The sequence below is a fragment of the Xanthomonas sp. genome, assembly GCF_017163755.1.
Taxonomy (GTDB): domain Bacteria; phylum Pseudomonadota; class Gammaproteobacteria; order Xanthomonadales; family Xanthomonadaceae; genus Xanthomonas_A.
Genome location: NZ_JAFIWC010000024.1, coordinates 12,519 through 32,130 on the forward strand (window position 1 = coordinate 12,519; position 19,612 = coordinate 32,130).

Genomic DNA, 19,612 nt, shown 5'->3' on the forward strand with positions numbered 1-19,612 from the left:
GGCGATGCCAGCCTCTTCCGCCACCACCACCGACATGCCTGCCACCGCTTCGGCCGCGCCGCGCGCGCTGGTCTTCGGCGGCAGCGGGCAGATCGGCGAGCGCGTGCTCGACGGCCTGCACGCGGCGGGCTGGCAGGTGCATGCGGTGTCGCGCCGCGCGCAGCCGCCGCGGCGCGGGGTGGTCTGGCTAGCCGGCGATCTGAACGCGGCCTCGCCGTTGCCGCTGCACGAGGTCGAGGCGGTGTTCAGCTGCGGCCCGCTCGACGGCTTCGCCGCCTGGTACCGCAGCGCGCCGCTGCGCGCGCCGCGGGTGGTCGCGTTCGGCTCGACCAGCCTGGAGGTCAAGCGCGATTCCGGCGACGCCGCCGAGCGCGACGTCGCCCGGCGCCTGCGCGAGGCCGAGGCGCTGCTGTTCGACGCCGCGGCCGCGCGCGGCGCCGCCGCCACGGTGCTGCGGCCGACCCTGGTCTACGGCGCCGGCCGCGACCGTACCTTGACCGAAATCGCCGCGCTGGCGCGGCGCAGCGGCTGGTTCGTGCTGCCGCGCGCCTGCGATGGCCTGCGCCAGCCGGTGCACGTGCAGGACCTGGCCGACGCCGCGCTGGCGGTGCTGGCGCAGCCGCTCACCCACGGGCGCAGCTATGCGCTGGGCGGCGGCGAGGTGCTGCGCTATCGCGACATGGTGCGGCGGGTGCTGGCGGCGCTGGACCCGCCGGCGCGGCTGCTGCAGCTGCCGACGCCGCTGTTCGCGCTGGCGCTGGCGGCCGCGCATGCCGGCGGCCGCCTGCGCGGCATGAACCGCGCCGCGCTACGGCGCATGCGCCAGGACCTGGTGTTCGACCTGGCGCCGGCGCGGCGCGATTTCGGCTACGCGCCGCGCGCGTTCGCGCCGGACGCGGCGATGCTGCAGCCGCCGCGTCAGTAGCGCCAGTCCATGCGCCGGTAGAACTTGGCCAGCACCCAGGCCGGCCCGATCAGCAGGTACACCAGGTCGGTGAGGAAGCTGGGCTTGTGCCCTTCCAGCTTGTGGCCGACGAACTGCGCGATCCACGCCACCACGAACACGCCCACCGCCAGCCACAACAGGCCCTGCGCGCCGAGCCGCGCCTCCAGCAGCCGGCACAGGCAGCCGCAGAAGAAGAACGCCGCCAGCATGCCGTAGCCCAGCGTGCGCGACAGCCGGTTGTAGAACATCCACGCGGCGAACATGCCCAGCGCCGCCCACAGCCCGCTCTGGAACCAGGTGCCGCCCACCGGGATGCTCCACAGCAGCGCCACCACCGACCACAGGATGGCCGGCACCGCGACGAGGTGGATGCGCTGATTGATCGCGTTGCGGTGGTCGTCCGAATAGCTGGCGAAGTAGCGGTCGACCGGGCGCGCGTAATCGGTGGTGTCCATGGTCCCTCCCAGCAGTGGCGCCAGCATAGCCGCATGCAGGCGGCGGCGCGGAGACATCTGCGGCGCGCGGGCGCGCCGCTTTTTCGCAGGCGGGCCGCGGCGATCGTGGCGGTGCTGCCGGCGGCGGCGCGCGCTGCAACCGCCGCTGCGCCTCAGTCGATCGAAATGCCCGCCAGCCGCTGCAGCGCTTCGGCGTACTTGGCGCGGGTCCGGTCGATCACGTCCTGCGGCAGGCGCGGGCCGGGCGCGGTCTTGCCCCAGTCCAGCGTCTCCAGGTAGTCGCGCACGAACTGCTTGTCGTAGCTCGGCGGGCTGGTGCCGAGCTGGTACTCGTCGGCCGGCCAGTAGCGCGAGGAATCGGGCGTGAGCATCTCGTCCATGATGTACAGGCGGCCGTCGGCGTCGGTGCCGAACTCGAACTTGGTGTCGGCCAGCAGGATGCCGCGCTCGGCGGCGAAGTCGGCGGCGAAGCGGTAGATGCGCAACGTCGCATCGCGCACGCGCTCGGCCAGTTCCGCGCCCACGCTCTTGACCATCGCGTCGAAGTCGATGTTCTCGTCGTGGTCGCCGACCGCGGCCTTGGTCGACGGGGTGAAGATCGGTTCGGCCAGTTTCTCCGCCTGGCGCAGGCCGTCGGGCAGCTCGATGCCGCTGACCTTGCCGGTGCGCTGGTAGTCCTTCCAGCCGCTGCCGATCAGGTAGCCGCGCGCGATCGCCTCCACCGGCACCGGCTTGAGCTTCTTGGTCACCACTGCGCGCCGGGCGTACAGCGCCGCGTCCACGCCGGCCGGCAGCACGCTGGCCACGTCGATCCCGGTCAGGTGGTTGGGCATCAGGTGCGCGGTCTTGGCGAACCAGAAGTTGGAGACCTGGCACAGCATCTCGCCCTTGCCCGGGATCGGGTCGGGCAGCACCACGTCGAACGCCGACAGGCGGTCGGTGGCGACCATCAGCAGGTAATCGCCGCTCGAAGCCGCGCCGGAAGCGGCGTCGGCAGGCAGGCGCTCGCGGGGGATATCGAATACGTCGCGGACCTTGCCACGGTGACGCAACGGCAGGCCGGGCAGATCGGATTGCAACAGCGTGGTGGGCACAGGCACTCCTACGGACTTCGCAATGGCGGCTGTCCCGGGACCCGGCGGGCCCGCGGTGCGACAGCGGGCCGCGTAGTGTACGGCCGGAAAGCCCCGCTGTGCCGTAAAATGCGAGGCCTCCTCGGCCGAGCCCGCGATCGCCCATGCACTGGTACGGAAAACTGCTCGGCGCGATCGCCGGGGCACTGCTGTTCCGGCCCAATCCGGTGATCGGCGCGGCGCTGGGACTGCTGGTCGGCCATGCCTTCGACGCCGGCTGGTTCAGTTTCCAGCGGCGCGAGGACCCCTACCGCGAGCTGGGCCTGACCCGCGACGCCACCGACGCCGAGGTCGAGCTGGCCTACCGCCGGCTGATCTCCCAGTACCACCCCGACAAGGTCGTCGGCGCGACGCCGGAGTTGCGCGCGCGCGCCGAGCAGAAGGCCAGTCGGCTCAACACCGCCTACGACCGTATCCGCACCCTGCGCAAGCGCTGAGACCTTCCCATGTCCGACTGCATCATCTCCCCGTCCATCCTCTCCGCCGACTTCGCCCGCCTCGGCGAGGAAGTGGACACCGTGCTGAAGGCCGGCGCCGACTGGATCCACTTCGACGTGATGGACAACCACTACGTGCCCAACCTGACCATCGGCCCGATGGTGTGCCAGGCGCTGCGCAAGCACGGGGTCACCGCGCCGATCGACGTGCACCTGATGGTCGAGCCGGTGGACCGGCTGGTGCCGGATTTCGCCGAGGCCGGCGCCAGCATCATCAGCTTCCATCCCGAGGCCAGCCGCCACGTGCACCGCACGATCCAGCTGATCAAGTCGCACGGCTGCAAGGCCGGCCTGGTGCTCAACCCGGCCACCCCGGTGGACATCCTCGACTGGGTGCTGGACGAACTGGACCTGGTGCTGGTGATGTCGGTGAACCCGGGCTTCGGCGGACAGGCGTTCATTCCCTCGGCGCTGGACAAGCTGCGCGCCATCCGCGCGAAAATCGACGCCAGCGGCAGGCCGGTCCGGCTGGAGATCGACGGCGGGGTCAAGCCGGACAATATCGCCGCGATCGCCGCCGCCGGCGCCGACACCTTCGTCGCCGGCTCGGCGATCTTCAACGCGCCGGACTATGCCGAGGTGATCGCGCGGATGCGCGCGGCGGTGGCGGCACGCTGAGATGGCCGCACTGCACATCCGCCCGGCCACCGCCGACGATGCCGGGCTGATCCTGCGCCTGATCCGCGACCTGGCGCGCTACGAGCGCGCCGAGGACGCCGTGCAGACCGACGAGGACGGCCTGCGCGCCAGCCTGTTCGGCCCCGGCGCCACCGCGCATGCGCTGATCTGCGAAGCCGGCGCGCAACCGATCGGCTACGCGGTGTACTTCTACAACTACTCGACCTGGCTGGGCCGCAACGGCCTGTACCTGGAGGACCTGTACGTGGCGCCGGAACACCGTGGCGCCGGCGCGGGCAAGGCGCTGCTGCGGCACCTGGCCAGGCAGGCGGTGGCCGAGGGCTGCGGCCGCTTCGAGTGGTCGGTGCTGGACTGGAACCGGCCGGCGATCGCGTTCTACGAATCCGTCGGCGCCCGCGCGCAGGACGAATGGACCGTGTACCGGCTGCAGGGCGAGGCGCTGGCGGCCTTCGCCGCCGGCTGAAACGCCCGCGGCGGGGACAAAAAAAGAACCGCACTGTCGCCAGTGCGGCCCCTGGGAGAAGTCGGAGGCTGATCCTGCCTCCATCCGTCGTCCTTGCTATGGCCTTCCATTCTCCGTACCGACGATGACCGGCCGGTGACAGCGGCCGGGGTTCCGCGCGCCGCCGGCGGGCGCGGATTCACGGCGCGCAACGCACCGATTGCTAGCCTGCGCGCTCCACCCTCGACCCGTGATGCACGTATGCCGCAGCCCCGATGGCGTCTGATCCTCAACGGCAAGTCGGCAGGCGACGACGCGTTGCGCGAGGCGGTCGTGGCGCTGCGCGAACGCGGCACCACCGTGGAGGTGCGGGTGACCTGGGAGGAGGGCGACGCCGAGCGCTACGTGACCGAAGCCCTGGACGACGGCGTGGACTGCATCGTCGCCGCCGGCGGCGACGGCACCTTGAGCGAAGTCGCCAGCGCGCTGGCGCACCGCGCCGAAGGCGCCGCCGGACTGCCCGCGCTGGGCCTGGTGCCGCTGGGCACGGCCAACGATTTCGCCAGCGCCGCCGGCATTCCCGACGAGCCGTTGCCGGCGCTGGAGCTGATCGCGCAGGCCCGCGCGTTCCCGATCGACCTGCTGCGCATCGAGGCCGAGCACGGCGCGCACTGGTGCGCGAACGTCGCCAGCGGCGGCTTCGGCACCCAGGTGACGGTGGAAACCGACGACGGGCTGAAGAAGATGCTCGGCGGGCTGGCCTACCTGATCACCGGCATGGCGCGGCTGGGACGGATCGACCCGATCCAGGCCCGCTTCGAAGGCCCGGACTTCGCCTGGCAAGGCGAGTTCATCGCGCTGGGCCTGGGCAACGGCCGCCAGGCCGGCGGCGGCCAGGCGCTGTGCCCGGACGCGGTGATCGACGACGGCCTGCTCGACCTGACCATCGTGCCCGAGCTGAGCGGCGAGGTGGCCGCCACGCTGGGCACGCTGGTGACCTCGGGCAAGCAGGCGGCGCTGGAGCGGGTGGCGATCCGCGCGCGCCTGCCGTGGCTGCGGATCCAGGCCGACGAGCCGCTGACCCTGAACCTGGACGGCGAGCCGGAAACCTCGCGCCACTTCCGCATCGACTGCGTGCCCGGGCGCCTGCGCATGCACCTGCCGGCCGATTCGGCGCTGCTGCGCGGCCAGACGCGGTAACCGCGGCGCATGCCGAAGCCGGTGCCGGGCGACCGAATTCTTCCGCACGCGTATTCGGCGATGCAACCGGCACTTTGTGGGAGGGACTTCAGTCCCGACTGCACCCGGTCGACGCAAGCCGCTGCTTCGCTTATTGCAATGAAAGACCCCAGCGCGGCGGCGTCGCTCCCACAGTCGCGTGCATCATCGCCCTCGCAGGAGGGTTCGACCCTCGGCGCCTTTCCCGGACCGCCATCCTGGCCGCGCATCGCCACGCGCCGCACGCCGATGGATGCCGGCTGCAACCGTTGCCAGCCTCGCCAGTTGCGGTAAAGTAGCCGCCGTGTCCCGCCCGACGACCCAGCGTTCTCTCCCTTCCGCTCGCCGCGCGTGGCGATGGTGGCCTGTAGCCGTCGTCCGTCCCGCCACCGCGTCCTGGAAGGAAAGTCGTCTTGATCACCCGCGAGCAGTTCCAGCGCTACGCCGCTGAAGGCCACACCCGCATCCCCGTCGTGCGCGAAGTGCTGTCCGACCTGGACACGCCGCTGTCGGTCTACCTGAAAGTCGCCGACGGCACGCACACCTACCTGTTCGAATCGGTGGAAGGCGGCGAGCGTTTCGGTCGCTATTCGATCATCGGCCTGCCGGTGCGGCGCGTGTACACGTTCCGCGGGCACACCCTCGAGACCCGCGACCACGGCACGCTGGTGGACACCCGCCATATCGCCGACCCGTTCGCCGAGGTGGAGGCGCTGCGCTCGGCGCATTCGGTGCCGCAGCTCGACGGCCTGCCCGGGTTCACCGGCGGCCTGGTCGGCTGGTTCGGCTTCGAATGCATCGGCTACATCGAACCGCGCCTGGCCGGCGGCGACAAGCGCGACGAACTCGACACGCCGGACATCCTGCTGATGCTGTCCGAAGAGCTGGCCGTGTTCGACAACCTCAAGGGCCGCCTGTACCTGATCGTGCATGCCGATCCGGGCGAGGACGATGCCTGGGAGGCGGCGCAGGCGCGGCTGGACGCGCTGACCGCCAAGCTGCGCCGGCCCGGCGCCGGCTATCCCGCGCCGCTGGCGCGCGACGTGCTCGACGAGAGCCATTTCGTTTCCGGCTTCACCCGCCAGGGCTTCATCGACGCGGTGGAGAAATCCAAGGAATACATCCGCGCCGGCGACATCTTCCAGGTGGTGCTGAGCCAGCGCCTGAGCGTGCCGTTCAGCGCGCGCCCGGTGGACGTGTACCGCGCGCTGCGCGCGCTGAATCCATCGCCGTACATGTATTTCCTCGACGTCGGCGACACCCAGGTGGTCGGTTCCTCGCCGGAGATCCTGGTGCGGCTGGAAGCGGGCCAGATCACCGTGCGCCCGATCGCCGGCACCCGCCCGCGCGGCAAGACCGTGGAAGAGGACCTGGCGCTGGAAGCGGAACTGCTGGCCGATCCGAAGGAGCGCGCCGAGCACCTGATGCTGATCGACCTGGGCCGCAACGACGCCGGCCGCGTGTCGCAGGCCGGCACCGTCGAGGTCGGCGAACGCTTCGTGATCGAGCGCTACAGCCACGTGATGCACATCGTCAGCGAGGTCACCGGCGCGCTGCTGCCGGGCCTGAGCTACGCGGACGTGCTGCGCGCCACGTTCCCGGCCGGCACCGTCAGCGGCGCGCCGAAGATCCGCGCGCTGGAAGTGATCCGCGAACTGGAGCCGATCAAGCGCAACGTCTACGCCGGCAGCATCGGCTACCTGGGCTGGCACGGCGACGCCGACACCGCGATCGCGATCCGCACCGCGGTGATCAAGGACGGCCGCCTGCACGTGCAGGCCGGCGCCGGCATCGTCTACGACTCCGATCCGCAGAAGGAATGGGACGAGACGATGAACAAGGGCCGCGCGCTGTTCCGCGCGGTGGCCGAAGCGGCCAAGGGCCTGTGATGGACGGCGCGGCCGCCGCCAGGAGCGGTTTCCGCAACGACTACAGCGAAGGCGCGCATCCGCGCGTGCTGCAGGCGCTGGCGCTGGCCAGCGCCGAGCAGAACGGCGGCTACGGGCTGGACCGGCACAGCGCGCGCGCGGCCGCGCTGATCCGCCAGGCGGCCGCCTGCGAGCGGGCCGACGTGCACCTGCTGGTCGGCGGCACCCAGCTCAACCTGACCGCGATCGGCGCGTTCCTGCGCCCGCACCAGGCGGTGATCGCCGCGGCCAGCGGGCACATCGCCACCCACGAGACCGGCGCGATCGAAGCCACCGGGCACAAGGTGCTGACCATCGCCAGCGCCGACGGCCGGCTGACCCCGGCGCAGCTGGCGCCGGTGCTGGCCGAGCACGGCAACGAGCACATGGTGCAGCCGAAGCTGGTGTACGTATCCAACCCCACCGAGCTGGGCACCCTCTACCGGAAACAGGAACTGCAGGCGCTGCGCGGGTTCTGCCGCGAGCACGGGCTGTGGCTGTTCCTCGACGGCGCGCGGCTGGGCAGCGCGCTGACCGCCGACGGCAACGACCTGAGCCTGGCCGACATCGCCGCGCTGACCGACGCCTTCTACATCGGCGGCACCAAGAACGGCGCCTTGCTCGGCGAGGCGCTGGTGGTGGTGGCCGATGCGCTGAAGCCGGACCTGCGCTACCTGATCAAGCAGCGCGGCGCGCTGCTGGCCAAGGGCATGGTGCTGGGCGCGCAGTTCGCCGCGCTGTTCGAGGACGGCCTGTTCTTCGAACTGGCCGCGCACGCCAATGCCATGGCCGCGCGCCTGCGCGCCGGGCTGGCCGCGGCCGGTGCGCGATTCGTCTCCGATTCGCCGACCAACCAGCTGTTCGTGGCGCTGCCGCCTGCCGCGGTGGACGCGCTGGCGCGGCGCTACGACTTCGAGCGCTGGCAGGTACTGGACGACGGTTGCGTCGTCATCCGCTTCGTGACTTCGTGGGCCACGCGCGCCGACGCGGTCGATGCGCTGTGCGCGGACTTCGCTGCAGTAAGCCGGCCGGCGACGGCGCATGGCACCGATTGACGACCAGGAGATGGCACGGATGAAGACGCTCGCAAGGTGGTGCATGGCGCTCGCGCTCGCCGCGCCCGTATCGGCGCTGGCCCAGGTCAACAGCCTGCCGTCGTCGCCGCATCTGCTGGTCAAGGGCCAGGCGCAGCGCGAGGTGCTACCGGATCGGTTCTTCCTGAGCATCAACCTGCGCGCGGTCGATCCGGAACCCGATCTGGCGCGCAAGCGCGTGCAGGTATCGGCGGCGCTGATCCTCGAGGCGCTGAAGAGGAATCGTGCGCTGCCGGACAGCGTCTCGGCGTCGTCGCTGCAGATTCAGCCTGCCTATCGCTACCTTCCGCAAGGCACGCAGGAGTTCGAGGGGACCGAGGTCAAGCGCGGCATCGGCGCGGCATTCCGCTCGCTCGAGGATGCGCGCCAGTTCCTGGCCGGGTTCAAGACCAGCCGCGAGGTCGAGCTGTCGGGCATCAGGACGTCCTACAGCAAGGAGGACGAAGTGCGCGCCCAACTCAAGCGCGAAGCGGCCGAACAGACCCGCGCTTCGGCAAGCGAACTGGCCAAGGCGTATGGCGTGCGCATCCAGGGGCTCTACACCATCTCCGACGTCGCGCCGAGCTTCTCCTACGGCACCCAGGCCGGCACCTGGCCTGGCGCGCAGAGGGTCGGGGCCGCAATGCCGGCGCCCCCGGCGCCGCCCGCACCGGCCGCCGATGCCGCCGCGATCGTCGAATCGCTGGAAGCCGGCAGCCTCACCCTTTCCGAAAACGTCTATGCGGTGTTCCTGATCGGGCAATGAGTCCTGCACTGCCGGCGTCAGGTGGAACGCTTGCCGATGGAAGCCGAAGCACAATCGCCGCATTCAAGATCGCGGCCGATCCCGGTCAGGCAGCCGCGTCCAGGAGCCGCGTCGCGCATTCCCGCCAGGGCGCCGGCACGAGGGCCGGCGCCCGGCGGTGGATCACTTGCCCCATTCGGGACCGCCGTCGGTGCAGGTCTGCCCGCCGTCGACCGGCAGCGCGATGCCGGTGATGTAGGCCGCTTCGTCGCTTGCCAGGAAGGCGATCGCCGCGGCCACTTCCTCCGGCGCCGCGGCGCGGCGCAGCGGGATCCGCTCCCACGCCTTCTGCAGCAGTGCTGCGTCGTCCATGATGCCGTCCACCATCGCGGTGACCGTCAGTCCCGGGCACACGGTGTTGGCGCGCACGCCGTGGCGGCCGTTGTCGCAGGCGATGGCGCGGGTCAGGTTGGCCACGGCCGCCTTGGCGGCGCAGTACGCGGCATGGCTCCAGCCGCCGCCAAGCGAGGACACCGAGCCGACGTTGACGATCGAGCCGCGGCTGGCGCGCAGGTGCGGCAGCGCGGCGCGCGCGATGTAGAAGATGCTGTCCAGGTCGGCGCCCATGCACTGCCGCCAGTCGTCGTCGCTGGTGTCGCTGAGCGCGCCGACCAGGTTCATGCCGGCCGCGTTGACCACGGTATCCAGGCGCCCGAAGCGCTGCGTTGTGGCGGCGACCAGCGCGTCGCACTCCGCGCGCACGGCCACGTCCGCCGCCACGAGGAGCACGCGATCGGCCGGCAATGCGGCCGCGGCGGCCTCCAGGCGCTGGCGGTTGCGGCCGGCGATCGCCACGCGGGCGCCTTCGTCCAGGAAGCGCCGCGCGCTGGCCAGGCCGATCCCGGAGCCGCCGCCGGTGACGAGCACGACTTTGTCGTTGAAACGATTCATGTGGATGTCTCCAGGGAAGGTCAGGGTTGCGGGAAGTCGGCACCGATCGCGGCATCGCGCCAGCGCATGAATTCCTCGCGCATTCGCTCGATCTTGCGCAGCGCGTCTTCGTGGGCGCGCCGGCCGAGCAGCAGCCGCTCGGGCGGTCGCTGCGCATCGATCGCCTGCACGATGGCGGCGGCGGCGCGTGCCGGATCGCCCGGCTGCCGGCCGACCGACTGGTGGTAGGCGCGCCGCGCCTGCTCGGCGCTGGCGTCGTAGTCGGCGATCGCGTCGGCGGCCTCGTCGGCCGAGCCCGCCCATTCGGTGCGGAACGCGCTGGGCTCGATCGTCAGCACATGGATGCCCAGCGGCGCGACTTCGTGGCGCAACGCGTCCGACAGGCCCTCGACGGCGAACTTGCTGGCGCAGTAGTGGCCCACCGCCGGGTATCCGCACAGGCCGCCGATGGAGGTGAGGTTGGCCAGCGTGCCGCGGCGCTGCGCGCGCATCACCGGCAGCGCGGCCTGAATCATGTTGGCGGTGCCGCGGTAGTTCACCGCGAACAGCCGGTCGATCGCGCTCGGCGGCGTTTCCTCCACCGCGGCGAAGTAGCCGATGCCGGCATTGTTGACGACCACGTCGAGCCGGCCCAGCCGCCGCTGCACCTCGGCGACGACGCCGGCGCACTGGCCGGCGTCGGTCACGTCGAGCGCGAGCAACGTGGCGTTGGCGTACGCGCCGAGGTCTTCGATGCTGTCCAGGCGCCGCGCCGTCGCCACGACCTGGCGTCCTTGCCGCAGCAGGTGCAGGGCCAGTTGGCGTCCGAATCCGCTCGAGCAGCCGGTGATCAACCATGTGGTGTTTTCAGTGCGCATGTTCGTCTCCAGGAAACGGGCGGCGGTCGCTGCTCGAGCGCTTGTGGTAGGTGCGGATATCCGGCTGGCCGTCGCACAGCGACGGCACCTGCCGCATGAATGCCTGCACGTACTCCGTCGCCATGTGCAAGTCGAAATCGGCCTCGCTACGCCAGTCCTCCAGTACGGTCCACAGTCCGTCGTCGTGGCCGTCCTGCAGGATTTCGTAGCGCAGGCTTCCGGGTTCGGCCCGGCTGGGGCCGACGAGGGCCAGCAGCTGCTGGCCGAGCTTGGCCTCCTCGCCGCGCCTGGCGGCGAAGAAGGCGATCTTGCTGATCGCGGTCATCGGAAAAACTCCTCGCAGCGCCGGCAGGCGCAGGCCCGCCCCCATCGGGCGGGACTGCCGCCGGCAGGGGATCACCAGGGCTGGTCGGTGGGCAGCACGAACAGTTCGGCGACGTTGACGTAGTCCGGCGCCTGCAGCGCGAACAGCACCGTATCGGCGATATCGGACGCCTTCAGAAACGCCATCTGCTCGCGCAGGCCTTCCATCTGTTCGCGGTAGCCCTGGTCGCTGACGTGCTCGAACAGCTCGGTGTCCACCGCGCCGGGCTGGATGCAGGTCACGCGGATGTTGTACTTCTTCGCCACTTCCAGGCGCAGCCCTTCGGAGAACGCGGTGACCGCGTGCTTGGTGGCGCAGTACACCGACAGGCCCGGAAACACCTTGCGGCCGGCGATGGAGGAGGTATTGACGATGTGGCCGTGGCGCTGCTGCTGCATGTACGGCAGGACCGCCGCGGTGCTGTTCAGCAGGCCCTTGATGTTGACGTCGACCATGCAGTGCCACTCGTCGGTCTTGAGCGACTCGATGTCGGAGATGGGCATCAGTCCGGCGTTGTTGAACAGGATGTCGATGCCACCGTAGGCGTCGGCCAGCTGCCTGGCGCCGGCCTGGACCGACGCGGCGTCGACCACGTCCATCTCGATGGCCAGGGCCTGGCCGCCGGCAGACCTGATCCGGTCGGCCAACGCGTGCAGGCGATCGACGCGGCGCGCGGCCAGGCCCACCTTGGCGCCGTTGGCGGCCAGTTGCAGCGCGGTGGCGGCGCCGATGCCGCTGGAGGCGCCGGTGACGAGAGCGATTTTGTCCTTGAGGTTCATGAGATTCACCTTTCAGTCGGGGGAAGCGCCGCCGATGCACAACGCATCGGTGCGGCACGGGGCGTAGGTTGCGCCCGCCCGGAAAGTGCTTCTCTCGTCCTCTTGCCCAGCCTGTCGGGATCTTGCGCTCAGGCCTTGCCGCGGTACTCGCTGGGGGTGACGCCGGTCTCGCGCCGGAACACCTGGGAGAAATGGCTGGCGCTGGAATAGCCCACTTCCAGGCCGATCTCGATGATCGAGCGGGAGGTTTCGCGCAGCAGCCGGCGTGCGCGCTCCATCCGCATGCGGATGAAGTAGCGCGAGGGCGCGTAGCCGGTGTTCTGCTTGAACGCCCTGCAGAAGTGGAACTCGCTCAGGCCGGCGGCGCGGGCCAGACGGCCGAGTTGGAACTCCTGTGCCAGGTGCTGTTCCATCAGCGCCATCGTGCCGCGCAGCTTGAACGCAGGCAGGCCGCCGCGCGGCCGTCGCCGGGCGTGGGCGACGCCGCCGTAGCGCCGGACCAGATGGACCGCCAGGCTCTGCGCGAGGCCCTGCACGAACAGGGCGCTGGGCTCGTGGGCCGATACCAACTCGGCACGCAACGGTTCCAGCAAGGCGCACAGGACGGCGTCGCGCGCGCCGGAGACATCGCGCAACTCCAGTTCGCTCGCATCGGGGAACACGTCCTGGAAAGCGCGCTGCAGCAGCGGCAATCCCAGATACAGATGCATGACGGCGAACGGCCCCTGGCCGTCGGCGGTCCAGCGCAACTCGTAGGGTTCGGTCGCATGGGTGAGGAAGAAATCGCCGACCGACACCCGGTTGGCATGCCAGGCGCCGTCCAGTTCGCGTTCCTCCACCGTCGCCGCACCGGCCAGTACCCACACCACCAGGGGCTCGGGAACCGCGGGGACGAGCAAGCTCTCCTGGCTCGGTTCGCGCTCGAAGATCTGCACCAGCAGGTCTTCCCAGGCTCGCCCGCCGCTGCTGGCCATGCATCTGCCGGGGATGCGTACGTCGAGCGCCTGGGCGGAACTGCGCGGGGAGTCGGCCATCGACGGTCCTTCCCTAGGAGGACAGGGTTCGTGCGTGCACGGCGCCCGACCGCGCGGGGGAGGACAGGTTCAGCACGTCCTTCAGGTGCCGCGCTTCCTCCAGCGGGCTGCGCCCGAACATGCGCTTGAACTCGCGGCTGAACTGGGAGGCGCTCTCGTAGCCGACGCGCTCGGAGGCGGTGAGCGCGGTGAGCCCGCTACGTATCATCAACAGCCTCGCCTGGTGCAGGCGCATCGCCTTGATGTACTGGATCGGCGAGGTGGCGGTGACCGCCTTGAAGTGCGCGTGGAACGCCGGGACGCTCATGCTGGCCTCGTTGGCCAGCGTCGCCACGTCCAGGTCGCGGTCGTACTGGCTGTGGATGCGGCGCAAGGCCTTTGCGATGCGGCCGAAATGGCCGCCGTGGGTCAGCGCCGCGCGCAGGCCGCCGCCTTGCTCGCCCGCGAGCACGCGGAAGGTCAGTTCGCGCACCACGCCCGGTCCCAGCAGTCTGGCTTCGGTCGGGTCCGACAGGGCCTCCAGCAGCCGCACCGTCGCATCGGCGATGCGCTCGTCGATGGGCGTGGCATACAGGGTGTGGGGCGCGGTGACGCTGTGCGGCCGGCCTTCGTCCACGGCCAGCGCCAGCTCGGCGGTCATGGCCGGATCGATGCGCAGCGCGATGCCGAGCATCGGCTCCTGCGGGCTGGCCTCGGTCTCGATCTCGAACGGCAGCGGCACGGCGAGCACCAGGTAGTGCTGTGCGTCGTACACGTAGGTCTGGCCGCCGTGGAAGCCGCGCTTGCGGCCCTGCGCGACGATCACGATGCTCGGCTCGTACAGCGCGGCGGTGCGCTCCAGCGGCCGGTTGGAGCGCATCAGGGTGACGCCATCGAGGTGCGATTGGGTGTAGCCCTCGGCCGGGGCGAGCCGGTCGATCAGGTCGACCATGCGCGCTTGGCGGTCGAGCGCGGCCGAGGGAGCGTGGGGGCGGGCCATGCGGCGGCTCCAGGAGAGGAACAGGCTATATCTCACCACAGGCCGGGCGCCGGCGGGTGGGTACGGAGAGGATTGGGCAATGTCCGCAGACGATCCGGCCTTAGCGCCGGGCGCGGCGCTTCCTAGCATGGCCACACCTGGAGCGGTCCACCGCGACCGCGGCAGGTCCCACCCTCCGAGGCCGCCATGCCTTGTCGTTTCCCTGGCCATGGCGGCTCCCTTCCTGTTGCAGCGCCGTGCCGGGCGCTGCATGAAATCTGGAGTCTGCCCATGAACACCGCCCTCTCGTCCAAGGTCGTCCTGGTCACCGGTGCCAGCAGCGGCATCGGCGAAGCGACCGCCCGTTGCCTGGCCCGGCAGGGCCATCGCGTGGTGCTCGGCGCGCGCCGCACCGACCGGCTCGAAGCGCTCGCCGCGCAACTGCGCGACGACGGCGCGCAGGTCGCCTTCCGCGCGCTGGACGTGACCGACATGCAGGACATGAGCGCGTTCGTCGCGTTCGCCGAGGCCACCTTCGGCCCGGTCGACGTCATCGTCAACAACGCCGGCGTCATGCCGCTGTCGCCGTTGAACGCGCTCAAGGTCGAAGAATGGAACCGCATGATCGACGTGAACGTGCGCGGCGTCCTGCACGGGATCGCCGCCGTGCTGCCGGGCATGGAGGCGCGCGGCCGCGGCCATGTGGTCAACGTGTCCTCGATCGGCGGCCACGCGGTGTCGCCGACCGCGGCGGTGTACTGCGCAACCAAGTACGCCGTGCGCGCCATCTCCGATGGCCTGCGCCAGGAGACCGACAAGATCCGGGTCACGGTGGTGTCGCCGGGCGTGGTCGAGTCGGAACTGGCCGACACGATCTCCGATGCCAGCGCCCGCGATGCGATGAAGGCGTTCCGGCGGATCGCGCTGCAGCCGGAGGCCATCGCCGCCGCGATCGCCTACACGATCGGCCAGCCCGACGAGGTCGACGTGAGCGAACTGATCGTGCGCCCGACCGCCAGTCCCTACTGAGGCAGCGGTACGCACGCGCCGCAGCAGCGATTGCGGCGCACGTGCCGCTTTCGTCCTGCGTCTGCGACGCAGCGACCCCACCATCATCGAGAGGCCCTCCATGAATGCACCGTCCCATGTCGGCATGTGGGTGACCGCCGACGGCCATATCCGCCACGAACTGCTGCCCGACGGGCGCTACGACGAAGCGCGCGGCACGCGCCGCAGCGCCTACCAGGGCCGCTACACGCTCTGCGGCGACCACATCGAGTACGTGGACGACACCGGCTTCAGCGCCGATGGCGACTTCGTCGACGGCGTGCTGCATCACGCCGGCATGGTGCTGTACCGCGAGCGCTAGCGCATCCGCGTTTTCCCTTTCTCTTTCCTCGCTGGAGACGAAAAAATGCCTGCTTACCTGATCGGAAACGTCGAGATCCACGACGAGCACGCCATCGCCGAGTACCGCCGCATGGCGCTGCCGCTGGTCGAGAAGTTTGGCGGCAAGGCGATCGCCATCGATGCCACGCCGGTGTTCTTCGAAGGGAACTGGGTTCCGCGCAACATGATCCTGCTCGAGTTCCCCGACGTGGCGGCGGTCCACAACCTGCTGTCTTCGCCCGAGTACGCGCCGCTTGCGGCCTTGCGCCAGGCGAGCGCGCACACCGACCTGGTCGCCTTCGGCACCGACTGACCGCTGGAGTGACGACATGTCCGATGTCCCGGATCGCCACGCCATCGGCCTGGCGCGCTGAACGCCATCACCGGCAGCAGCGGCCAGGCTGTGGTCGAAAGCCTGAGGGACATCGCGCCGGGCTCCGCCGACTGGATCGTCGCGTTCGCCTAGGGCCAGGCGACGGCCCGGGCGAGCCTGGACAAGCGGACCCGGCAGATCGCCGTGCCCCGCCGGCATCGGCCGACGAGATCGTGCGCGCGGGGGTGACCGCGCAACGCGCGGCGCTGCGGCGCTTGCTGTGCGACGACCGGCTGCCGCAGGACGCGTTCCGGATCCTGCAGGAGGAGCTGGACTGGCGCGAGTTGAGCCTGACCCCGCACGCGCAGCGGGAAATAGCGAAGCCTAGGCGTCTCATGCCGCACAGCCCTTCAGGATGGATGCCACGTCGCAGATTGGTCGGCGTCGGGTTTGTGGTGCTGTGCAAGTCGCTCGCGTCGGCTAGGCGATTACCAGGGACCTTGATAAGATTTTTTGAAGGGACGGCTGCAACGGAATGCATGCGCGAAGCGTCGCGCCGGCCCGGATGCACGCCTTCATCGTGGCGTACCCCCGTCGCTTTTGCGCTGCCGGTCGCAGGGTACGCAGTGCTGCAACCGGCGGCGTCCACTCCGGCAGCCTGGATCGGCGACTGAGCACTCCGCTGGACGCGGGGCCGCTCGCGCACGCATGGAAGCAGGGCACGCGTCTGTGCGCCAAGGGGAGGGCGCCTGGAGCCGGTCGCCCGAGGCGGGCATCGCGATGGGCACCGGTGTCGAAACAACATGTGAGCCAACGTTTGGGGTAGGTGCCGATGAGGGTGGTGTCGTGGAACGGGATGCCCTTGGGCTTCCGGTTCGGTGTGGCCTTGCTGTTGCTTGGGCTGGCGCTTTGCGCGCCCGCACGCGTCGCCGCGCAGCAGGCGTCGTTCGTCGTGGACCGCTACCGGGTGGACACGTGGAGGTCGCAGGGCGAGATCAAGCTGGCGTTTACCTCCAACCTGGTCCAGACCCGCGACGGCTATCTCTGGCTTTCGTCGCAGTCCGGCCTGCTGCGCTTCGACGGATACCGTTTCAAGGCGTTCACTGCCGACAACTCGCCGGCGTTGCGCGGGCGCATCCGGCTCATCACCATTCCGCTGGCCGAGGATCGCGACGGCGGGCTGTGGATCGGCAGCGGCAGCGGCGTGTTCAGGCTGGCGGGCGGGACGATTCGCGCAGTGGCGAGCAACGAGACCTTCAAGCCGGACATCGTCAATGTGGCGGCGGTGGACCGCCACGACCGCCTCTGGGCGGTGACCCGAAGCGGCCGCATTTTCGCCATCGATCGCGACGGGCGCCAGCAGGAGATCGACGATACGGTCGTCAGCTACGCCGGCAGCAGCATGTCGGTCGACAATGCGGGGGACATCTGGATCGCCGCAGGGGAAGGCGCCGTCTATCGGGTCCATGCAGGGGCGTTGAGCAAGGTCGCCTTTCCCGATGGCGCCAGGCCAGGCAATACCAACCGGGTGTACGCGGCGCGCGACGGGTCGGTCTGGTTCGGCACCGATACGGCGGTGTTCCGCCTGAGCCAGGGCCGGCTTCGCCGTTTCGCCCTGCCCGCTACCCAGGGCAGGGGTTCGGTTTCGGTGATCACCGAAGCGGCGGACGGGACGCTGTGGATAGGCACCCACGGGGCCGGCCTGCACTGGTTCGACGGCGAGCGATTCCGCTCGTTCTCGCGCAAGGACGGGCTGTCGGACGACCGCGTCATCGACATTCTGCCCGACCGGCAAGGCAACGTCTGGGTCGCCACGCGCGACGGATTGAACCGGTTCCAGCCGCTGCCCTTCGCCTCCTACACCGCGTACTCCGGGCTGCCGGTCGAGATGCCGGGCGGCATGGTCCGCGACGCCGCCGGCGGCGTCTGGCTCGCCCCGCCCACTGGCGGGGTGTTCTTCGGGAAGCTCGATGCGCAAGGCGCGCGGTTCGCCCGGGTCGACCGGATCGGCGGGGATTTCGTCACCGCGCTCGCGCCCGCGCGGCGCGGCGGCATCTGGGTGGGCCAACCCGATGGCACCGTCATGCGCCTGGCCGAAGGGAAAAGGACGGTCGATCCCGCGTTCACGGGCCTGCCGCCGGTGACCGACATCGTGGAGGACGCCGACGGCCGTGTGTGGATCGCCACCTGGCGGGGTCTGTACCGGGCCATCGACGGCCGGCTGAGCCGCGTGCGACCGCATGGGAGCGGGCGCGACGACTACCTGCTGCGGTTGTTTCAGGACACGCGCGGCGCGATCTGGAGTGCGGGCCTGGCCGGGATGAGCCGCATCGACAAGGCGGACAACGCCAGCTTCGTGCGCTGGCCGGAGCAGGTGGCGGTGCGTGCGAACGTGGTCTTCGAAGTGCCCGGCGGGTCGATCTGGGCCGGTTCCGAAGAGGGCCTGGTGCGCGTGGCCGGCGGCCGCCTGGCGGTGGTGGCCGCCCGGCAAGGGCTGCCCGCCAGCTGGGTCGGAGCGGTGGAATCCGACGCGTCGGGCCACCTGTGGCTCGGCCAGCTGGGCGGGATCACCCGCATCGACGCCAGCGAGCTGGAGGCGGTGGCGGACGGGCGGCTGGCCGAGCTCACCGACGTGGTCAGCTACAAGGCGCTGGACGGCCTGCCGGGGGGCGATCCGGCCGCCTGGCCGCATCCCTGGTCGCACGACGATGGCAGCGGGAAGCTCTGGTTCGCCATGGGGCACGGCATCGTCGCGATCGATCCGGCGGACGCGAACGCGCCGGGATTCGCGCCGAAGGTGCTGATCGACGAGGCGGCGGTCGATGGCGTGCCGCAGCCAGACCCGCGACGGGTGACCCTGGACGCGGGAGCGCGACGGGTCGAGCTGAGCTACACCGGCGTGGACCTATCGCATGGTCCCGATGCCCGGTTCCGCTACCGGCTGGAAGGATTCGATCCGGACTGGGTCGATGCGGGGACGCAGCGGCTGGCGGCCTACACGCGACTGGCGCCCGGATCGTACCGGTTCCGGGTCTCGGCGCGCGACGTGCAAGGCAGGTGGACGCCCGCCGAAGCGGCGATCGACGTGGTGGTGCTGGCGCCGTTCTATCTGCAGGCCTGGTTCCTGTCGGCATTGGCGCTTACCGTCGTCTCGGTCCTGTGGCTCTACCATCGGGCCATCCTGCGCACACGCAGTGTCGCCATCCACGACGAACGGACCCGGCTCGCGAGGGACATCCACGATTCGCTGCTGCAGGGGTTCGGCGGCATCGCGCTGCAGCTGCATGCCGTTGCCCAGGGCGTCGGATCGCACACGGCGGAGCGGCCGCGCCTGGACCGGATCCTGGCGCTCATCGATCGCACCCTGACCCGCGCGCGGAAGGTGGTGTGGGACATCCGGCAGCCCCACGAGCTGGGCGACCTCGCCGCGGCCCTCCATACGTCCGCCCACCAGATCTTCGCCGAGACCGATACCACCGTGGCGCTGCAGGTCGACGGGCGCATCCGCCACTTGCCCCAGGATGCGGCGAGCGAATGCGTGCGCATCGTCGAGGAAGCGCTCACCAACGTGCGCAAGCATGCAGGCGCAACGCAGGTCGGCATCACGCTGGCCTACACCTGGAGCAGCCTGCTGATCTCCATCCGCGACGATGGTTGCGGCTTCGACGCCGACAGCGTCGCCACCCGGCGCGGCCACTGGGGGCTGCAGGGCATCCAGGAACGTGCGCGGCGACTGAGGGCGCGGCTGGCGATAGCCGCACGACCGGGCGCCGGCACGCGCATCGCGCTCACGGTGCCGCTGCGACGCTGGCTGGTCTTGCCGTTGCGCGGGCCAAGCCCCGGCACGCGGCCGGCACCGCGATAATCGTGGTCTTCCGTCGCCGGCCCGGTGCAAGCGCTTCCAGCCAATAC

At 70.5% G+C, this 19,612-nt stretch carries 19 protein-coding genes and 1 pseudogene; 12 read left to right on the forward strand and 8 right to left on the reverse strand.

The genetic code is table 11. From position 1 onward, the window contains the following. Positions 1 to 4 precede the first annotated feature (4 nt). Entirely contained in the window at positions 5 to 925 is a 921-nt protein-coding gene (locus JR065_RS15880; RefSeq protein ID WP_241093672.1) for an SDR family oxidoreductase, read from the forward strand. Here JR065_RS15880 and JR065_RS15885 read toward each other — a convergent pair. Together JR065_RS15885 and JR065_RS15890 are read right to left on the reverse strand one after the other, a co-directional pair. Beyond that, complete coding sequence (locus tag JR065_RS15885) at positions 919 to 1,401, reverse strand: DUF962 domain-containing protein (RefSeq protein WP_206235279.1); 483 nt, start codon at positions 1,399 to 1,401, stop codon at positions 919 to 921. The two genes, JR065_RS15880 and JR065_RS15885, sit on opposite strands and share 7 nt — an antisense overlap. A gap of 152 nt (positions 1,402 to 1,553) precedes the next feature. Then, positions 1,554 to 2,495 carry a phosphoribosylaminoimidazolesuccinocarboxamide synthase gene (locus JR065_RS15890; protein WP_206235280.1) on the reverse strand — a complete coding sequence of 314 codons (942 nt, stop codon included), beginning with the start codon at positions 2,493 to 2,495 and terminating at the stop codon, positions 1,554 to 1,556. A 143-nt stretch (positions 2,496 to 2,638) separates the two neighbouring features. Here JR065_RS15890 and JR065_RS15895 point away from each other — a divergent pair, with 143 nt between their 5' ends. The 7 genes from JR065_RS15895 (at position 2,639) to JR065_RS15925 (ending at position 9,076) form a co-directional block, all read left to right on the forward strand. Continuing rightward, positions 2,639 to 2,971, forward strand: a complete 333-nt coding sequence (locus tag JR065_RS15895; protein WP_206235281.1) for a J domain-containing protein — start codon at positions 2,639 to 2,641, stop codon at positions 2,969 to 2,971. 9 nt (positions 2,972 to 2,980) lie between these two features. Beyond that, complete coding sequence (gene rpe, locus JR065_RS15900) at positions 2,981 to 3,649, forward strand: ribulose-phosphate 3-epimerase (protein WP_206235282.1); 669 nt, start codon at positions 2,981 to 2,983, stop codon at positions 3,647 to 3,649. 1 nt (position 3,650) lies between these two features. Further along, the gene (locus JR065_RS15905) at positions 3,651 to 4,133 is read left to right on the forward strand and encodes a GNAT family N-acetyltransferase (RefSeq protein WP_206235283.1); all 483 of its coding nucleotides are present in this window, start codon (positions 3,651 to 3,653) and stop codon (positions 4,131 to 4,133) included. Between the two features lie 240 nt (positions 4,134 to 4,373). After that, the gene (gene yegS, locus JR065_RS15910) at positions 4,374 to 5,312 is read left to right on the forward strand and encodes a lipid kinase YegS (RefSeq protein WP_206235284.1); all 939 of its coding nucleotides are present in this window, start codon (positions 4,374 to 4,376) and stop codon (positions 5,310 to 5,312) included. A 431-nt stretch (positions 5,313 to 5,743) separates the two neighbouring features. After that, positions 5,744 to 7,219 carry an anthranilate synthase component I gene (trpE, locus tag JR065_RS15915; RefSeq protein ID WP_206235285.1) on the forward strand — a complete coding sequence of 492 codons (1,476 nt, stop codon included), beginning with the start codon at positions 5,744 to 5,746 and terminating at the stop codon, positions 7,217 to 7,219. After that, entirely contained in the window at positions 7,219 to 8,292 is a 1,074-nt protein-coding gene (locus tag JR065_RS15920) for a threonine aldolase family protein (protein ID WP_206235286.1), read from the forward strand. Before trpE ends, JR065_RS15920 begins: the two co-directional genes overlap by 1 nt. A 19-nt stretch (positions 8,293 to 8,311) precedes the next feature. Continuing rightward, on the forward strand, positions 8,312 to 9,076 hold the full coding sequence (locus tag JR065_RS15925; protein ID WP_206235287.1) for an SIMPL domain-containing protein: 765 nt from the start codon (positions 8,312 to 8,314) through the stop codon (positions 9,074 to 9,076). Between the two features lie 162 nt (positions 9,077 to 9,238). Here JR065_RS15925 and JR065_RS15930 read toward each other — a convergent pair whose 3' ends face one another. The 6 genes from JR065_RS15930 to JR065_RS15955 form a co-directional block, all read right to left on the reverse strand. Then, positions 9,239 to 10,006 (reverse strand): SDR family NAD(P)-dependent oxidoreductase, encoded by a 768-nt coding sequence (locus tag JR065_RS15930; protein WP_206235288.1) that lies wholly within the window; start codon positions 10,004 to 10,006, stop codon positions 9,239 to 9,241. Between the two features lie 20 nt (positions 10,007 to 10,026). Continuing rightward, the gene (locus JR065_RS15935; RefSeq protein WP_206235289.1) at positions 10,027 to 10,863 is read right to left on the reverse strand and encodes an oxidoreductase; all 837 of its coding nucleotides are present in this window, start codon (positions 10,861 to 10,863) and stop codon (positions 10,027 to 10,029) included. Then, entirely contained in the window at positions 10,853 to 11,188 is a 336-nt protein-coding gene (locus JR065_RS15940) for a putative quinol monooxygenase (RefSeq protein ID WP_206235290.1), read from the reverse strand. Before JR065_RS15940 ends, JR065_RS15935 begins: the two co-directional genes overlap by 11 nt. Before the next feature lie 71 nt (positions 11,189 to 11,259). Next, positions 11,260 to 12,006 (reverse strand): SDR family oxidoreductase, encoded by a 747-nt coding sequence (locus tag JR065_RS15945; RefSeq protein WP_206235291.1) that lies wholly within the window; start codon positions 12,004 to 12,006, stop codon positions 11,260 to 11,262. A gap of 128 nt (positions 12,007 to 12,134) precedes the next feature. Further along, positions 12,135 to 13,040: a helix-turn-helix domain-containing protein gene (locus tag JR065_RS15950; RefSeq protein WP_206235292.1), complete on the reverse strand. Its 906-nt coding sequence runs from the start codon at positions 13,038 to 13,040 to the stop codon at positions 12,135 to 12,137. A gap of 13 nt (positions 13,041 to 13,053) precedes the next feature. After that, positions 13,054 to 14,019 (reverse strand): AraC family transcriptional regulator, encoded by a 966-nt coding sequence (locus tag JR065_RS15955; RefSeq protein WP_206235293.1) that lies wholly within the window; start codon positions 14,017 to 14,019, stop codon positions 13,054 to 13,056. Between the two features lie 270 nt (positions 14,020 to 14,289). Between JR065_RS15955 and JR065_RS15960 the strand changes: the two genes are divergently transcribed. The 4 genes and pseudogenes from JR065_RS15960 to JR065_RS15975 all read left to right on the forward strand — a co-directional run bounded on the left by JR065_RS15960 (position 14,290) and on the right by JR065_RS15975 (position 19,565). Beyond that, positions 14,290 to 15,027 (forward strand): SDR family oxidoreductase, encoded by a 738-nt coding sequence (locus JR065_RS15960; RefSeq protein WP_206235294.1) that lies wholly within the window; start codon positions 14,290 to 14,292, stop codon positions 15,025 to 15,027. Between the two features lie 115 nt (positions 15,028 to 15,142). Further along, a pseudogene (locus JR065_RS15965) lies at positions 15,143 to 15,367 on the forward strand (Atu4866 domain-containing protein); the annotation flags it as partial. A gap of 45 nt (positions 15,368 to 15,412) precedes the next feature. Beyond that, positions 15,413 to 15,700, forward strand: coding sequence for a DUF1330 domain-containing protein (locus tag JR065_RS15970; RefSeq protein WP_206235295.1), 288 nt, complete (start codon positions 15,413 to 15,415; stop codon positions 15,698 to 15,700). Between the two features lie 832 nt (positions 15,701 to 16,532). Then, complete coding sequence (locus JR065_RS15975) at positions 16,533 to 19,565, forward strand: sensor histidine kinase (protein WP_206235296.1); 3,033 nt, start codon at positions 16,533 to 16,535, stop codon at positions 19,563 to 19,565. The last annotated feature ends 47 nt before the right edge of the window (positions 19,566 to 19,612 follow it).

What these genes read in the sequence shown, in the direction of transcription:
- JR065_RS15945 (WP_206235291.1), bottom strand. Translation starts at nt 12,006, where the DNA reads ATGAACCTCAAGGACAAAATCGCTCTCGTCACCGGCGCCTCCAGCGGC.
- JR065_RS15885 (WP_206235279.1), bottom strand. Translation starts at nt 1,401, where the DNA reads ATGGACACCACCGATTACGCGCGCCCGGTCGACCGCTACTTCGCCAGC.
- yegS (WP_206235284.1), top strand. Translation starts at nt 4,374, where the DNA reads ATGCCGCAGCCCCGATGGCGTCTGATCCTCAACGGCAAGTCGGCAGGC.
- JR065_RS15925 (WP_206235287.1), top strand. Translation starts at nt 8,312, where the DNA reads ATGAAGACGCTCGCAAGGTGGTGCATGGCGCTCGCGCTCGCCGCGCCC.
- JR065_RS15880 (WP_241093672.1), top strand. Translation starts at nt 5, where the DNA reads ATGCCAGCCTCTTCCGCCACCACCACCGACATGCCTGCCACCGCTTCG.
- JR065_RS15930 (WP_206235288.1), bottom strand. Translation starts at nt 10,006, where the DNA reads ATGAATCGTTTCAACGACAAAGTCGTGCTCGTCACCGGCGGCGGCTCC.
- JR065_RS15960 (WP_206235294.1), top strand. Translation starts at nt 14,290, where the DNA reads ATGAACACCGCCCTCTCGTCCAAGGTCGTCCTGGTCACCGGTGCCAGC.
- JR065_RS15935 (WP_206235289.1), bottom strand. Translation starts at nt 10,863, where the DNA reads ATGCGCACTGAAAACACCACATGGTTGATCACCGGCTGCTCGAGCGGA.
- JR065_RS15940 (WP_206235290.1), bottom strand. Translation starts at nt 11,188, where the DNA reads ATGACCGCGATCAGCAAGATCGCCTTCTTCGCCGCCAGGCGCGGCGAG.
- JR065_RS15905 (WP_206235283.1), top strand. Translation starts at nt 3,651, where the DNA reads ATGGCCGCACTGCACATCCGCCCGGCCACCGCCGACGATGCCGGGCTG.
- JR065_RS15955 (WP_206235293.1), bottom strand. Translation starts at nt 14,019, where the DNA reads ATGGCCCGCCCCCACGCTCCCTCGGCCGCGCTCGACCGCCAAGCGCGC.
- JR065_RS15920 (WP_206235286.1), top strand. Translation starts at nt 7,219, where the DNA reads ATGGACGGCGCGGCCGCCGCCAGGAGCGGTTTCCGCAACGACTACAGC.
- rpe (WP_206235282.1), top strand. Translation starts at nt 2,981, where the DNA reads ATGTCCGACTGCATCATCTCCCCGTCCATCCTCTCCGCCGACTTCGCC.
- JR065_RS15975 (WP_206235296.1), top strand. Translation starts at nt 16,533, where the DNA reads ATGAGGGTGGTGTCGTGGAACGGGATGCCCTTGGGCTTCCGGTTCGGT.
- JR065_RS15895 (WP_206235281.1), top strand. Translation starts at nt 2,639, where the DNA reads ATGCACTGGTACGGAAAACTGCTCGGCGCGATCGCCGGGGCACTGCTG.
- JR065_RS15970 (WP_206235295.1), top strand. Translation starts at nt 15,413, where the DNA reads ATGCCTGCTTACCTGATCGGAAACGTCGAGATCCACGACGAGCACGCC.
- JR065_RS15950 (WP_206235292.1), bottom strand. Translation starts at nt 13,040, where the DNA reads ATGGCCGACTCCCCGCGCAGTTCCGCCCAGGCGCTCGACGTACGCATC.